Annotated in this window: 13 protein-coding genes; 10 read left to right on the plus strand and 3 right to left on the minus strand. The window is 68.2% G+C overall.

Annotated features, from left to right (window positions below; translation table 11 throughout):
• Positions 1 to 3: 3 nt before the first annotated feature.
• The 4 genes from LQ955_RS16810 to LQ955_RS16825 all read left to right on the plus strand — a co-directional run bounded on the left by LQ955_RS16810 (position 4) and on the right by LQ955_RS16825 (position 6,410).
• Positions 4 to 2,319, plus strand: a complete 2,316-nt coding sequence (locus tag LQ955_RS16810) for a beta-xylosidase/alpha-l-arabinosidase (protein ID WP_449342976.1) — start codon at positions 4 to 6, stop codon at positions 2,317 to 2,319.
• Positions 2,320 to 2,396: 77 nt separating this feature from the next.
• Positions 2,397 to 3,716: an alpha/beta hydrolase family protein gene (locus LQ955_RS16815; RefSeq protein WP_231025628.1), complete on the plus strand. Its 1,320-nt coding sequence runs from the start codon at positions 2,397 to 2,399 to the stop codon at positions 3,714 to 3,716.
• A gap of 79 nt (positions 3,717 to 3,795) precedes the next feature.
• On the plus strand, positions 3,796 to 4,488 hold the full coding sequence (locus LQ955_RS16820; protein ID WP_231025629.1) for an alpha/beta fold hydrolase: 693 nt from the start codon (positions 3,796 to 3,798) through the stop codon (positions 4,486 to 4,488).
• Between the two features lie 278 nt (positions 4,489 to 4,766).
• The gene (locus LQ955_RS16825; RefSeq protein WP_231025630.1) at positions 4,767 to 6,410 is read left to right on the plus strand and encodes an HNH endonuclease signature motif containing protein; all 1,644 of its coding nucleotides are present in this window, start codon (positions 4,767 to 4,769) and stop codon (positions 6,408 to 6,410) included.
• Between the two features lie 126 nt (positions 6,411 to 6,536).
• Here LQ955_RS16825 and LQ955_RS16830 read toward each other — a convergent pair whose 3' ends face one another.
• Positions 6,537 to 6,926 carry a DUF6855 family protein gene (locus LQ955_RS16830; protein ID WP_231025631.1) on the minus strand — a complete coding sequence of 130 codons (390 nt, stop codon included), beginning with the start codon at positions 6,924 to 6,926 and terminating at the stop codon, positions 6,537 to 6,539.
• 85 nt (positions 6,927 to 7,011) lie between these two features.
• Between LQ955_RS16830 and LQ955_RS16835 the strand changes: the two genes are divergently transcribed.
• Entirely contained in the window at positions 7,012 to 7,794 is a 783-nt protein-coding gene (locus LQ955_RS16835) for a Pr6Pr family membrane protein (protein ID WP_231025632.1), read from the plus strand.
• On the opposite strand, the gene LQ955_RS16840 is transcribed toward LQ955_RS16835, so the two are convergent.
• Both LQ955_RS16840 and LQ955_RS16845 read right to left on the minus strand, forming a co-directional pair.
• On the minus strand, positions 7,791 to 8,342 hold the full coding sequence (locus LQ955_RS16840; RefSeq protein ID WP_231025633.1) for a YbaK/EbsC family protein: 552 nt from the start codon (positions 8,340 to 8,342) through the stop codon (positions 7,791 to 7,793). The two genes, LQ955_RS16835 and LQ955_RS16840, sit on opposite strands and share 4 nt — an antisense overlap.
• A 20-nt stretch (positions 8,343 to 8,362) precedes the next feature.
• Entirely contained in the window at positions 8,363 to 9,115 is a 753-nt protein-coding gene (locus tag LQ955_RS16845) for a sulfite exporter TauE/SafE family protein (protein ID WP_231025634.1), read from the minus strand.
• A 59-nt stretch (positions 9,116 to 9,174) separates the two neighbouring features.
• On the opposite strand from LQ955_RS16845, the gene LQ955_RS16850 reads away from it, so the two are divergent.
• The 5 genes from LQ955_RS16850 to pcaDC all read left to right on the plus strand — a co-directional run bounded on the left by LQ955_RS16850 (position 9,175) and on the right by pcaDC (position 14,176).
• Positions 9,175 to 9,909 carry an IclR family transcriptional regulator gene (locus LQ955_RS16850; RefSeq protein WP_231025635.1) on the plus strand — a complete coding sequence of 245 codons (735 nt, stop codon included), beginning with the start codon at positions 9,175 to 9,177 and terminating at the stop codon, positions 9,907 to 9,909.
• 111 nt (positions 9,910 to 10,020) lie between these two features.
• Positions 10,021 to 10,818: a protocatechuate 3,4-dioxygenase subunit beta gene (pcaH, locus tag LQ955_RS16855; protein ID WP_231025636.1), complete on the plus strand. Its 798-nt coding sequence runs from the start codon at positions 10,021 to 10,023 to the stop codon at positions 10,816 to 10,818.
• Positions 10,811 to 11,458 (plus strand): protocatechuate 3,4-dioxygenase subunit alpha, encoded by a 648-nt coding sequence (pcaG, locus tag LQ955_RS16860; RefSeq protein ID WP_231025637.1) that lies wholly within the window; start codon positions 10,811 to 10,813, stop codon positions 11,456 to 11,458. Before pcaH ends, pcaG begins: the two co-directional genes overlap by 8 nt.
• On the plus strand, positions 11,445 to 12,899 hold the full coding sequence (locus LQ955_RS16865) for a lyase family protein (protein WP_231025638.1): 1,455 nt from the start codon (positions 11,445 to 11,447) through the stop codon (positions 12,897 to 12,899). Before pcaG ends, LQ955_RS16865 begins: the two co-directional genes overlap by 14 nt.
• Entirely contained in the window at positions 12,896 to 14,176 is a 1,281-nt protein-coding gene (pcaDC, locus tag LQ955_RS20125; RefSeq protein ID WP_313788361.1) for a bifunctional 3-oxoadipate enol-lactonase/4-carboxymuconolactone decarboxylase PcaDC, read from the plus strand. Before LQ955_RS16865 ends, pcaDC begins: the two co-directional genes overlap by 4 nt.
• Positions 14,177 to 14,488 lie beyond the last annotated feature (312 nt).

The raw sequence follows: 14,488 nt of genomic DNA on the forward strand, positions 1-14,488 counted from the left end.
CGCGTGAGCATCGAACAGACCGAAAGTGCCGTCGAGGCATCCGGTGTCTCTGACCGCGTGCGCGCACTGGTCGCCGACATGACCCTCGACGAAAAACTCGCTCAGCTCGTGGGGTTCTGGGTCGACCAGGGTGATGAGGTCGTCGCCCCGATGGCCGGTGAGAGGGTGGTCTCGACCCGGTACGAGGATGCCACGGCGAACGGCATCGGCCACCTCACCCGGGTCTACGGAACCCGGCCCGTCGACCCGGTCGAGCGCGCGAACTGGCTGTGGAACGAGCAGCGGCGCCTGCAGACAGAGACCCGCCTGGGCATCCCCGCCCTCGTTCACGAAGAGTGCCTCACCGGCCTCGCTGCGTGGAAGGCGGCGACCTTTCCGACTCCGCTCGCCTGGGGCGCCGCATTCGACCCCGAGCTGGTAGAGCGAATGGGTGCCGCGATCGGCCGATCGATGCGGCAGCTCGGCGTGCATCAGGGTCTCGCGCCGGTGCTCGACGTGATTCGCGACCCGCGCTGGGGGCGGGTCGACGAGTGCATCGCCGAAGACCCGTACGTCGTCGGCACCATCGGCACGGCTTATGTGCAGGGCCTGCAGGGCGAGGGTGTGCACGCCACGCTCAAGCACTTCGTCGGTTACTCCGCCTCGCAGGCGGGGCGAAACCACGCGCCGGTGCACATCGGTCGGCGCGAGTTCGAAGACGTCTTTCTGCCGCCGTTCGAGATGGCGGTTCGGCTCGGCGGCGTGCGGTCGGTGATGAATTCGTATTCGGAGATCGACGGTGTTCCCTTGGCCGCAGCGCCCGAAGTTCTCACCGGCATCTTGCGCGAGCGCTGGGGTTTCGACGGCGTCGTCGTCTCCGACTACTTCGCGGTGGCCTTTCTGCAGAGCATGCACGCTGTCGCTTCCGATCGAGGACACGCGGCCCAGCTCGCCCTCGAGGCGGGCATCGATGTCGAGCTACCCAGCGGCGATACCTATCTCGAACCTCTCGCCGAACGCGTGCGTGAGGGGCTGGTGCCCGAGGCTCTCGTCGATCGTGCGGTGCTTCGGGTGCTGGCGCAGAAAGAGGAGCTCGGGCTGCTCGACGCCCGCTTCGACGAGCCGCCCACGCACATCGATCTCGACGACGCCGAACATCGCGCCATCGCGCGCGAGCTCGCCGAAGAGTCGGTCGTGCTGCTCTCGAACGACGGCCTGTTGCCGCTCGGCGAACCCGCACGCATCGCCCTGATCGGCCCGAACGCCGACAGCGCCGAAGCGCTCATGGGCTGTTACTCCTTCGCCAACCATGTTCTCGCCCACCACCCGGGAACGCCGTTCGGTTTCGAGATTCCCACGATTCTCGAGGCGTTCGGCGCCCGGTATCCCGGTGCGGTCATCACCAGCGCCGACGGATGCTCGGTCGAAGGTTTCGACGCAAGCGGCATCGCCGCCGCGGTCGACGCCGCGCGGGCGAGCGACGTCGCGATCGTCGTCGTCGGCGACCGCGCGGGGCTGTTCGGGCGAGGAACGGTCGGCGAAGGCAACGACGTCGAATCGCTCGAGCTGCCGGGCATCCAGCGGCAGCTGGTCGAGGCCGTCGTCGCGTCGGGTACCCCCGTGGTGATGGTCGTGCTCTCCGGTCGCCCCTACGCCATCGGCTGGGCTCTCGACGGGCCTCATGCTCCGGCTGCTGTCGTGCAGTCGTTCTTTCCCGGCGAAGAGGGTGCCACGGCTATCGCTGCCGTTCTGGCGGGTGACGTGGTGCCCTCGGGTCACCTGCCGGTCTCGCTGCCCCGGTCGGCAGGCGCCGAACCGTTCAGCTACCTGCACCCGATTCTCGGGGGCCCGAGCGAGGTGACCAGCGCGGACAGTACTCCGGCGCGACCCTTCGGCTTCGGGCTCAGCTATACGACCTTCGAGCGCACCGAGCTGTTCGTCGACCCCGAGGTGCCGACCGACGGCACCATCTCAGCGACCGTGCGCGTGCGCAATACCGGCAACCGGGCTGCAACCGATCTCGTTCAGCTTTACGGGCACGATGTACTCGGCAGCATCACGCGCCCGGTCGCACAGCTGCTCGGCTATCAGCGGGTGCAGCTGGCGCCGGGCGAGGAGGCCGTTGTGCGATTCGAGGTGCCCGCGGCTCTGCTCGCCTTCACCGACCGGAATTTCGAGAAGGTCGTGGAGCCGGGGCAGGTCGACCTGTGGGTCGGCGGGTCGTGTGTCGACGAGCAGACTCGGGCGTCGTTCGTGCTGACGGGGGCCGTGCATCCGGTCGCCGGCGAGCTGCCGGCGGTCACGGGCGTGACGGTGGTGCGCGCCGCGGTCAGGGTGTGACGCGCGCGGGCGGGCAGTGGAGTCTGTGTTGGCGCCGCGTAGGTGACAGGTCGCTGTCGCGCTGCCAGAGTTGATGCATGAACGCCGTCACGAACAGCTTCTCTGCAAATCCCGACTACGACTTCGAGATTCGCACCGCCCTGGGGCATGCCGTCGAGGGTGCATCGGAGCCCGGCGAGGTGCTGGCGGCGACCGCAGGCATCAAGAAAGGCGACCACAAGGGCTGGTTCGGGGCCTGGAACGGTCTCGCGACGCGAACGCTCGCCACGGCACGGGCGGCGGATGCTGCGGGGCATCGGGTGAGCGCTGCCCAGGCGTATCTGCGGGCATCCGCCTACTTCGGCGTGGCCGTCGACGCCATCAGCGCCCTCGACGACACGACCGCGCTCGGTCCGACGTTCGCCAGCCAGCGGGCGGCGTGGAACTCGTTCGTCGACAACGCTTCGGTCGAGGTCGAGCGGGTCGAGATTCCGTACGAGTCGGCGACGCTGCCGGGGTACTTCTTTCGGTCGGGGGCTGGGGCTGGTGTTGCTGCCGTTGCTGGGGCTGGGGCGGCTGCCGGTGCTGCTGCGCCTGCTGGCTCCGCCGAGGCTGCCGCCGCGCCTGCTTCGGCCGCTGCCGCGCCGACGCTGGTCGCCGTCAACGGCAGCGACGGCTCGCTGGCTTCACTCTGGGCATCCACTGTGTCGGCTGCACTGAAGCGCGGCTACAACGTACTCATGTTCGACGGCCCGGGGCAGCAGTCGCAGCTCTTCGACCGCGGCATTCCGTTTCGCCCCGACTGGGAGAACGTGCTCACGCCGGTGTTCGATTTCGTGGCGGCTCAGGCGGGCGTCGATCCGAGCCGCATCGCCGTCTACGGAATCAGCCAGGGGGGATACTGGGTTCCGCGCGCGATCGCGTTCGAGCACCGCTTCGCCGCGGCGATCGCCGACCCCGGCGTGGTCGACGTCTCCTCCTCGTGGATGGGGCACCTACCCAAGAGTCTCACCAAACTGCTCGACGAGAAGCAGAACGAGAAGTTCGACAGAGAAATGGCTTTCGGCCTGAAGTTCTCGCCCGAATCGGCTCGCACCTGGAACTTTCGGACCCGGCCCTACGCCACGACCGGGTACGCCGAGACGCTCGACGCCGTGCGAGCGTATAACGTCGCCGACCTCGCCGCGCAGATCACAACCCCGCTGCTCATCACCGACCCCGAGGGCGAGCAGTTCTGGCCGGGACAGTCGGAGCAACTCGCAGCGCTGACGCCTGGCGTGTCGACGATCATCCACTTCACCGCGGCCGAGGGCGCGAGCGGGCACTGTCAGCCGCTCGCCCGCACGCTCACGGCCGAGCGGATGTTCGACTGGCTCGACGAGAGGCTTGCGGCGCGGCGCGGCGCTGAGCTGAGCTGAGCTGAGTTGAGTTGAGTTGAGCTGCGTCGGCTCGAGCCGAGGTGTGGTGCCGGAATGACGCCGGGTGCACACTGAAGTCATGTCGACTTACGTTCTGGTTCCGGGAGCCTGCCACGGCGGCTGGTGGTACGACGATCTCGTCGCAGAGCTTCGCGCACGTGGTCATGAGGCCGAGGCCGTCACGCTTGCAGGGCTCGAGGTCACGGCGGGTGCGGGTGGGTCCGATGCGGGTGGCGATTCCAGTGCAGTGAACCTCACGACTCATATCGACCAGGTAGGTCGTGTCGTCGAGCGTGCCGCGGCCGATGCGGCAGAGGGCGTGGTTCTCGTCGGCCACAGCTATGCCGGAACCGTGATCACGGCGGTCGCCGACAGGATGCCCGGGGCGGTGCGCGCGCTGGTCTACCTTGATGCGTTTGTGCCCGAAGACGGTGACAGCTGCTACAGCATGACGAACGATGAACAGCGCGCGTGGTACATCGAGGGCTCGGGGCGTACCGGTCTCGCCGTCGACCCGCTGCCGTTCTTCGATGAGCGTGCGCGGCCGCATCCGCTCGCCTCGCTGGTGCAGCAGGTCTCGCTGTCGGGTTCCTGGGCCGCGGTGCCGACGAAGGTCTACGCCGCGGCCGAGTGGCCTGGCGAGTCTCCGTTCGCGTCGTCGATCGCTCGGGTGCAGGCGGATCCGGTCTGGGACTTCTACCGCTGGGCGACCCGCCACAACGTGATGCACGATGGGCCCGCGCGCGTACTGGAGCTGTTGCTGCCGCTGTGAGGAGATCTGAAATATCGCGCTAGTTTGCCGTGTCTCGACCAACAGATCGTTGATTGGCGAAAATATCGGCTACCAACCGCCTCGGGGAGGTGACTTGTCGGGTCTCCGTGTCGGTAGGTGCTGATATTTATGGTGGTGCGGTAGGTCGCTTGGTGGCAAGCCCGGCAGGGCGCGGCAGCCCGGGATGCTTCGGGGTGGGTGTTTTCGGGGTGCGAATTCCCGTGGTTCGGAGCCACTTTGTTAGTGAGAATACCTCGGGATTGTGGTATGATCGGTCTATGCCCGCAACACCCCCTCCGCCCACCAGCAGCCCGGCCGGCAGCACCGACCGTGCTGCTGACGAGCATGTTCGGGTGTCGTTGGGTGTGCTGTTAGCGGAGGCAGTCGCGGCGTGTGGTGAGTGTGGGGTGTTCCGGGCTGCCGCGCCCTGCGGGCTTGCCGACGAAGAATTATTGGCCGGTCTGGTTGCGGTGGAGCGGCTAGGCAGGCTGGTGGACGGGTTGCGTACGCAGGTGGCTGGGGATATCGCCGACCGGAGCAGACACGAGCTGGGGGAGGAGTCACTCGCACGCAAACAGGGGTTCGCGAACGCCGTCGAACTGATCGTGGCCAGCACCTCGGTGTCACGGTCGACGGCTCGGGCGCGAACGAAGCTCGGTGGGCAGGTGCTGCCGTCGGTTGTGGTCGGGATGCCGGTCCCGTCGAGGTTCCCGGAGGTCGAAGACGCTCTACGGTCGGGTCTGATCGGTATCGATACCGCAGAAGCGATCGTTCGCCCGCTGGGGGAGGCTGCCCCGAACTGCGGCACCGAGGAGATCCGTGCGGTCGAACGGCAACTCGTGCAGTGGGCTATCGACGGTATCGGTGGGGTGGGGTTCGGTGCGGATGATATTCGCGGCCTCGCAGTCCGGGCCAGAGAGTCGCTCGACGCGGACGGTGCCGAACCCCGATACAAGGACTTGGAAGCGAAACGCGGTCTGACGTTCTCGAACACCCGCTCAGGCTGTGTCCGTGTGAACGGGGTGCTGACGCCGGAACAGGGCGGGGTATGGATGGCTGTTGATCACGCGATCTCCAGCCCCCGAGTTGCCGGCCACGTCTCCTTCGACCCCGGCACACCCAGCGCCAACGCCGACGCCGATGCCGGAGCCGACGCTGGAGCCGATGCTGGAGCCGGCACCCTCGCCCTCGCCCTCGCCACCGCCACCGCCACCGCCACGGCCACCGATGCTGCCGCTGAGGCGGTAGCGGTCGATACGCGTACGCTGCCGCAGCGGCGGGTGGACGTGTTCACCGAGGTCATCCGGCTCGCGGCGGGGTTGTCGGGGATGCCGCTGATCAATGGTGCCCGGCCGGTGCTGAACATTCACGCGACCCTCGAGGATGTTGTCAGTGGGCGTGGGGTGGGCTGGATCGATGGCATCGACGAACCCGTGCCCGCGTCCGTGGTCGCGCAGACCCTCTGCCACGCCGACATCGTCACGACCGTGTTCGGTGTGCACGGGGAAGTGCTGCACCTGGGGAAGGCGAAGCGGTTTTTCAGTGCAGCGCAGAACCGGGCGTTGGCGAACCGTGACGGCGGGTGCGTGTGGAAGGGCTGTAACCGACCACCGCAGTTCTGCGAGAGCCACCATGTCGTGGACTGGAAAGACGACACCTACGCACCCGGTGTGACGGATGTGTGTAACGGGGCGTTGCTGTGCAAGTTCCACCACAACCACCTCCACACCGCCGACTGGAAACTCGTCATGGTCGACGGGGTGCCACATCTGATCCCACCGAAATGGGTCGACCATCAACAACGACCACAACGGTGCCGACAAACATCAGACCGCCTCAACAACCCTGACCCGCCGACGGTATTCAACCCACGAAGACGCGACAGCACACCCATGCGCCCCAGATTCACCGACGCCGAATAGCCGCCGCACGCCGGACGCCGGACGCCGCCGCCGCATGCCGGACGCCGCGCCGCCGCCGCATGCCGGACGCCGCGCCGCCTCCGGCCGCCGCACGCCGCGCCCCGACGCCCGACGCCACCTGTTGAGCTACAGCGCGCGCACCGAGTTGTTGCGCGGGGTGTGTGTGAGTTCGGCGCGACCCAGGTGCTCGAGCAAGGGCGGCAGGTACATGCCGAAACGACCTCGGTATCCCTTGCGCAGGCCGTACCAGCCGCCGACGGGGTTGGCTTCCGACCGTCCCCACGCCTCGACGGTGCCTTCGGCGGCGGGTTTCTGTTCATCCGCGGCGCCTAGCGGCACCCACTCGGCTTGCTCGACGAGCCAGGCGTGCAGGTCGTCGATCGCACGGGCCTGGTACTTCAGCTGCGTCGAGCCGACCTGGCAGACCAGTTCGTCGCCGGCGATATACATGACGTAGTTCGACGAGCCGGGAGCCGTGGTGAGCTGCCAGGGATCGTCTTTGGTTCCTTCGGCCACGAGAGCGCCTCCTCTAGGTGATGGTTGCACCCTATCGCTCGCGCGTCAGCCCCGCAGAGAATTCTTCTCCGCTAGCGTTAGGTGCATGACTACCGGGGGCAACGGGGCAGTAGCAAGCGGCAATGAGCGAACCCAGACCGGGCGAACCCAGGCCGGCCGCATCTGGTTCGGCGCGATCGCCGTGGTCGTCGCGTTCTCGCTGGTGGTGCAGCTCATTCTGATCTTCACGGGTGGCCAAGACGCGAACTCCGGGTCGAACGGAACGGGCGAAAGCCTGGCGACGCGACTCGTGCGGCTGTTCAGCTTCTTCACGATTCAGAGCAACCTGTTCGTGCTCGGCACGTCGATTGTGCTGGCGCTGAACCCTGCGCGTAACGGTCGGGTGTGGCGGGTGCTGCGAGTGGATGCTCTGCTCGGCATCATCATCACCGGACTGGTCTACGAGACCATCCTCGCGCCGCTGGTGCATCTCACCGGGTGGGCGCTGGTGGCGACGATCGGCTTCCATTACATCTCGCCGTGGGCGACCTTGATCGGCTGGCTGCTGTTCGGGCCGCGTCCGCGCATTCCCTGGACGGCGACGGCGTGGGCCTTCGTCTGGCCGGTGCTCTGGCTGGTTTACACGTTCGTGCACGGAGCGGTGACGGGGTGGTACCCGTATCCGTTCCTCGACGTCGATACGATCGGGTTCGGTGATTCCGCACGCAATTCCGCGGTCATCCTGCTGATCGGCGTTCTGATCGCCGCGTTACTGACGGTGATCGATCACCGACTGCGCGCGGTGCCGACCGAACCGGCGGCTACGGCAGCTACGGCGGGTACGGCGGGTACGGCGGCTACCAACCGGGACGGGGCCGCGAAGCCCTAATCGACCGGAATCGGATTCGCCAGACCCTCGACGAACTGCACGCCGGGTAGGCGCTCGAGCAGACGACCGGGCAGCAGAATCTTCGAGCGCCGCATTCCCGAGCCGATGATGACCGCAGGTTCGTCGCCGACGCGGCTGTCGACGTAGACCGGCCAGGCGGCGGGCAGGCCGATGGGGGTGATGCCGCCGTACTCCATGCTCGTCAGTTCGACGGCTTGCTCCATGGGCAGAAACGATGCCTTGCGAACATCCAGCAGTCGCTTGAGGGAGCCGTTCACGTCGGCGCGGGTGCTCGCCAGAATGACGCACGCCGCGATCTTTTCGAGACCTTCGCGCCGCCCGCCGACGATGACGCAGTTCGCGAGCCAGTTCTGCTCGAGGTCGAACGCCTCGCGAGTCGCGGCGGTGTCGGAGATTGCGGGATCGATCTCGACCACCGCGACGTCGTCGAGCAGGCCGAGGTCGGTCAGAACGGCCAGGGTCGGTGCCGCGAGAAGGTCGGTGCGTGTCGAAGCGGGAACGCCGGTCAAGGTGCCGAGAGTGATCACCGATCCAGCGTAATCCCGTGTCAGTGCTCGACGAACAACCACACTGCCAGAGCGAGACCGCACGCCGCGATGAGCACGCGCAGAACGGCGGCCGGCACTCGCCGTGCGACCGACGGCCCGATCAATCCGCCGATCACCGCGCCGATGCCGAGCGGCCAGACCGCGGGCCACACGACCGTTCCGACGACGGCGAAGAGGATGGCCGGCAGAATGTCGGAGGCGACGAGAATGACGTTCTTCAGCGCGTTCGCCCGGTGCAGCACCGGTTCTTTGCTGAGCAGCAGCAGCGCGATCATCAGAATGCCCGACCCGGCACCGAAGTACCCGTTGTACACCGCCACTCCGGCGCCGGCGGCGCCGATCGCCGCGCGACTCGCGGGTGCACCGCGCCTCGCCTGCCAGCGCGCGATGGCTGGTTGCAGCAGCAGAATGACCGATCCGGCCGCGACGAGAAACGGCACGACGCTGTCGAAAACGCTGCTCGGAGTGACGACCAGCAGAACCGCGCCACCGAGCGAGAACAGCACGGTGGGCGGCAGCCACGTTCGTAGCGTGCCGGAGTGCCCCACGATGTCGGGCCCGGCTCGCAACGCCGAGCTGAATCCGCTGCCGAGCAACGCGACCGAATTGGTGACGTTCGCCGCGAGCGGCGGGATGCCCACCGCCAACAGCGCCGGATACGCGACCAGCGACGTGATACCCCCGGCGGTGCCGATGATGCCCGCGACGACCCCGGCCTCGAGGAGAAAGAACCACTCGGTCGCCGTCTGCATACCCCCACCCTGCCAGACCTGCGTTACCGTGGAGGCGTGAGCAGCAGGGAGGCAGCGCCGTGACCGACGGCCTGCTCGTGCGCGCCGCGAGTGTGCTGCGTGTGTTCAGTTCCACGCGGCCGAGCCTCACCCTCACTGAGATCTGCGCCCTGGCGGGCCTGCCCCGTTCGACGACCCAACGACTGCTGATGCAGTTGCTCGATGTGGGGCTGCTGACCCGGGCCGACGACCGGTACACGATCTCGACCGCGCTCTGGGAGATCGGCGAGCTCGCGCCGGTCAGCCTGAACTTGCGCGAACGAGCGCTGCCGTACCTGAACCGGCTCTACGAGGCAACGGGAGAGAATGTGCATCTCGCGGTGCTCGACGGATTCGACGCGCTCTACGTCGCTCGTGTGGTGGGCCCGAATGCGGTGCCGACGGTGAGCCGCATGGGTGGCCGGCATCCGCTGCACACCACCGGCGTCGGAAAAGCGCTGCTCGCGTTGCAGAACGAGGAGTTCCTGATGGCGTTCTTCGCCCGGCAGCTCGAAGCGCCGACGATGTACTCGATCACGTCGCAAAGCGCACTGCGCGCCGAGCTGGAGGCGATCGTGCGTGACGGCTACAGCCGAACGAGCCAGGAGATGACCCTCGGCAATGTCTCGTTAGCCGTTCCGATCACGACGGGCCCGCAGCTTCCCCTGGCCGCCGTGGGTGTTGTCACGCACCTGACGCGCTCGAATCCGAGCCGCATGATTCCGTTGCTGAAGAAGGTGGCTGCAGAGATCTCGGAGCAGTTGCGCGACGGGTGAATCCCGCTCAGTGTGCTCCCGCTCAGCAGGATTCCCGCTCAGTGGGATTGTTTCCTTGTTCGTCAGCGATGCGCCTGACACTCTGACGCTACCAACCGTCAAAGGGGACCGATGCCAAACGAAACTCCGGATCCACCGCACCTCGCGAGCCAATCCACCATCTCGGCCGAGATCGCCGCGATCAGCGCGCAGGCGAAGGCCGCAACCGCCGCAGGTACGCCGCCCGAACTGCAGGCCCGGCGCGACTACCCGCCGTACCGCAGCTCAACGCTGCGGCATCCGACGCACGCTCTGGTGAAAGTCGATCCCGAAGAGATCGAGCGCACATCGCCGGCTTTCGGGCACACCGACGTCGACGACTACGAGGCCGACCTGACCGTTCAGCATTCCGGCGAACCGCTCGGTGAACGCATCATCGTGACGGGCAAGGTGCTCGACGGCGAGGGACGCCCGGTGCGCAACCAGCTGCTCGAGATCTGGCAGGCCAACGCGTCGGGTCGTTACGTGCACAAGCGCGACCAGCACCCCGCGCCGCTCGATCCGAACTTCACCGGCGTCGGCCGCGTGATCACGGGCGACGACGGCAGCTACCGGCTGGTCACCATCAAGCCGGGCGCGTACCCGTGGAAGAACCACACGAACGCCTGGCGACCGGCGCACATCCACTTCTCGCTGTTCGGTACCGCGTTCACGCAGCGGCTGGTGACGCAGATGTACTTTCCGGGCGATCCGCTGTTCGCGCTCGACCCGATCTACCAGTCCGTGGTCGACCCCGCGGCCCAGCAGCGCATGGTGTCGCAGTACGACCACGACGTGAGCGTGCCCGAATGGGCCATCGGATATCGCTGGAACATCGTGCTCACCGGCCCGAAACAGACGTGGATGGAGCAGGATGATGACCATGAGTGAGCAGACTGCGGACAGCACGGCGGTGCCAGAGACGGTGGCAGAGCCGGCCCCCGCGGAGTTCGTGCAGACGCCCTCGCAGACCGTCGGCCCGTTCTTCGGTTACGCCCTGCCCTACGACGGTGGCGGCGACATTGTGAACCGCGTGAATCCGGTCGCCATCAGAGTGCACGGGCGAGTGTTCGACGGCGCCGGCGTCGGGGTTCCGGATGCCCTGATCGAGCTGTGGCAGCCCGATGAGTCCGGGCGCATCAGCGACGAACTCGGCAGCCGCGAACGAGACGGTTACACCTTCACCGGCTTCGGCCGCACCCCGACCACGCGGGCCGGCGACTACACCTTCACCACCGTCAAGCCGGGCGCGGTCGCCGGTGCCGACTCGGGCGCCCCCGCGTACGCGCTGGTCACGGTCTTCGCGCGCGGGCTGCTGTACCACCTGTTCACTCGCGTCTACTTCATCGACGAGGAGGCGCTGAGCGATCAGGCCGCGTTCGACGCGCTCGTCGAGGCGGATCCGCTGCTGAAGTCGGTCGACCCCGGCCGCCGCGCGACACTCATCGCGGTCGCCGACGGGGCCGATTCGTACCGGTTCGACATTCACCTGCAAGGAGAGAGCGAAACGGTGTTTCTTGACTTCGACTGACCTGCTCGATCCACTCGGGGTCAACGGCGCCGCCGACGAGATCACCGGTGACGAGGCCTGGCTGCGGGCCCTGGTTGCGGCCGAGGTCGCTCTGAGCCGGGCGCTTGTCGCGGCCGACCTGGCCCCCGAGTGGATGCTCGGGGTCGCGGCCGCGCTGAACGACACATCGTGGCTCGACCTGCCGGCGCTCGCCGCGGCCGGGCGCTCGGGCGGAAACCCGGTCATCCCGCTGGTGAAGCTGTTGCAGGCGCGGGCCGAAGGGCTGCACGCCGGTGCGGGCGAGTATGTGCACGTCGGCGCGACCAGCCAAGACATCATCGATACCGCCGCGATGCTCGTCTCCGCGAGAACTCTCGAGGCCGTTCGCGAACACCTCGTCGGTCTCGGCGGCGGTCTCGCCGCTCTCGCTGACACGCATCGGCGCACGCCGCAGGCCGGCAGAACGCTCGGCCAGCACGCCTCACCCACCAGCTTCGGTTTTGTCGTCGCCGGCTGGCTCGACGCCGTCTCGACGCTCATCGAGCGGGTCGCGGATGCCCGTTCCGGGCTTCCGGCCTCGCTCGCCGGTGCCGTCGGAACCCTGTCTGTTCTGAGTCAGGTCGCCGCCGAGCGCCTGCCCGGGCATCCCTCGGTCGACACCGTCGTGTCGACCTACGCGCGCGAGCTCGGGCTGGCCGCGCCGCGCATCAGCTGGCACTCCGACCGGTTGCCGATCGTCGAAGTGGGCTCGGTACTGGCAGCGGCGACGGGCGTGGCCGGATCGATCGGCGCCGCGGTGGCCGAGTTGTCGCGCACCGAGATCGGCGAGCTCGGCGAAGGACTGGCCGAGGGGCAGGGCGGTTCGTCGGCCATGCCGCACAAGCGCAATCCGGTCGGATCGGTGCTGATCGTGGCGGCCGCTCGGCAGACCCCGGGACTGCTCTCGACGCTCTATGGCAGTCTGCTCGTCGAAGACCAGCGCGCCATCGGCGGCTGGCATGCGGAATGGCAGACCCTGCGCGAGCTGCAGCGGCATGCCCTGTCGAGCGTCGCCGCCGCGGATGCTCTGATCGACGGCCTGCACGTCGACGCCCGGCGCATGCGCGCGAACCTCGACCTGACACACGGGCTGCTCTACTCCGAGCGTGTGTCGGCCCTGCTCGCCGAGCGCATCGGGCGTGCGCGCGCGTTCGAACTGGTTCGACAGGCGTCGGCGGCGGTATCGGCTTCGGCGCCCCTGAGCGCTGTGCTCGACCAGCAGCTCGCCGCCGAGGGTTTCGCGCCCGACGATTCGGTGCGTGTCGCCGTGCGTAGTGCCTTTGACGCCGACTCGTTCGTCGACCAGACCTCGCCGGCCATCGATCGAGTGCTCGCGCGTTTCACGGAGGTCACAGCGACCTCACCCGTCACAGCGACCTCACCCGTCACAGCGACCTCACCCGCCAAGGAGACCCAGTCATGACCGTTCCCGTTCTGCGTTGTTCCGTGCATCCGGTCGCCAGTGGTGCGCCGAATGCCGAGCTGCTCGTGCTCGGCCCGTCTCTGGGAACGACCACGTCGCTGTGGTCCCCGGCGCTGGCCGAGCTCTCGCAGAACTATCGGGTGCTGAGGTACGACCTGCCGGGTCACGGCGACAGCCCGGCGGCCACAGAGCCGTTTTCGTTCGCCGAGCTGGCGGAGGCGGTGCTGGCCTTGGTCGATGCGGTCGGCGGTGGGTCGTTCCACTATGCCGGCGTTTCGATGGGCGGTGGTATCGGGCTGCAGCTGGCGGCTGACCACGCTGGTCGCCTGCGCAGTGTGAGCGTCATCTGCTCGGGCGCCAAGTTCGGCGTGACCGACGGATGGATCACTCGTGCGGCTCAAACCCGCGCGAGCGGTACGGCCTCACTCGTGGGAATCAGTGCCGAACGCTGGTTCGCGCCCGGGTTTCTGCAGCGCGACCCGGCGCACGGAACACGCGCTCTGAACGAACTGCTCGACATCGATGACGAGTCGTACGCGCTGTGCTGCGATGCGCTCGGGGTGTTCGACCTGCGCGATCGGGTGGCCGACATCTCGGTGCCGGCGCTGTGCGTCGGGGGCGAGTTCGACGTCGCAACGCCGCCCGAGGGCGTGCAAGACCTCGCCGCCGAACTCGGTGCGGCCTACGTACTCGTCGCCGATGCGGGGCACCTGCCCGCGCTCGAGCGGCCGGCCGAGGTGGCGGCGGCGGTGCTCGGCCTCGTCGATGCGGTGGTCGCCGGTGGCGTCGCGGGTGGCGTCGCAGGTGGCACAGTGGCAGCCGGCACGGGCGTGGTCTTGCCCGGCGCTTTCGCAACTACGCCCGCCACCTCGCCCGCTGGCACCTCGCCCCTTGCGACGGGTGCCGAGATCTACGACGCCGGAATGATCGTGCGGCGCGAGGTGCTCGGCGACACGCACGTCGACGCCGCCAACGCGAAGATCACGCCAGAGACGGCCGACTTTCAGAACTTCATCACCCGCTACGCCTGGGGCGAGATCTGGACCCGCCCCGGCCTCGACCGCCGCACCCGCAGCTTTCTCACCCTCGCCTGTCTCGTCACCGGCGGTCACGAGTCCGAGCTCCGGATGCACGTGCGTGCCGCCCTCACGAACGGGCTCACCCGCGCCGAAATCGCCGAGGCCCTGCTGCACACCGCCATCTACGCGGGCGTTCCCGCCGCCAACTCCGCCCTCGCCGCCGCCCGCGAGACCTTCGCCGCCCTCGACGCCGAGTAGCCCACCGCACCCCGCCGCCGCCTCACCGCACCCCCCACCCCACCCCATCCCGCCCCCGCCCCCGCTTCACCGCACCCCCCCGCCCCGCCCCCGCCTCACCCCATCCCGCCCCCGCCGCCTCACCGCACCCCCCACCCCATCCCGCCCCCACCCCGCCCCACTCGGTGAGAGCGAGTGTTTCGGACGAGATGAGGCGCCGCGGCGGTCGCTCTCGTCCGGAGATGTCGCGCTCGCGCGAGAGATGGGCGCGCGGGGGCGGGGAGAGGGGGCGGGGAGAGAGGGGGGTGCGGGTGGCGGGGTAGCGAGACGGAG

Origin of the sequence: Subtercola endophyticus (assembly GCF_021044565.1) — a bacterium.
Taxonomy (GTDB): domain Bacteria; phylum Actinomycetota; class Actinomycetes; order Actinomycetales; family Microbacteriaceae; genus Subtercola; species Subtercola endophyticus.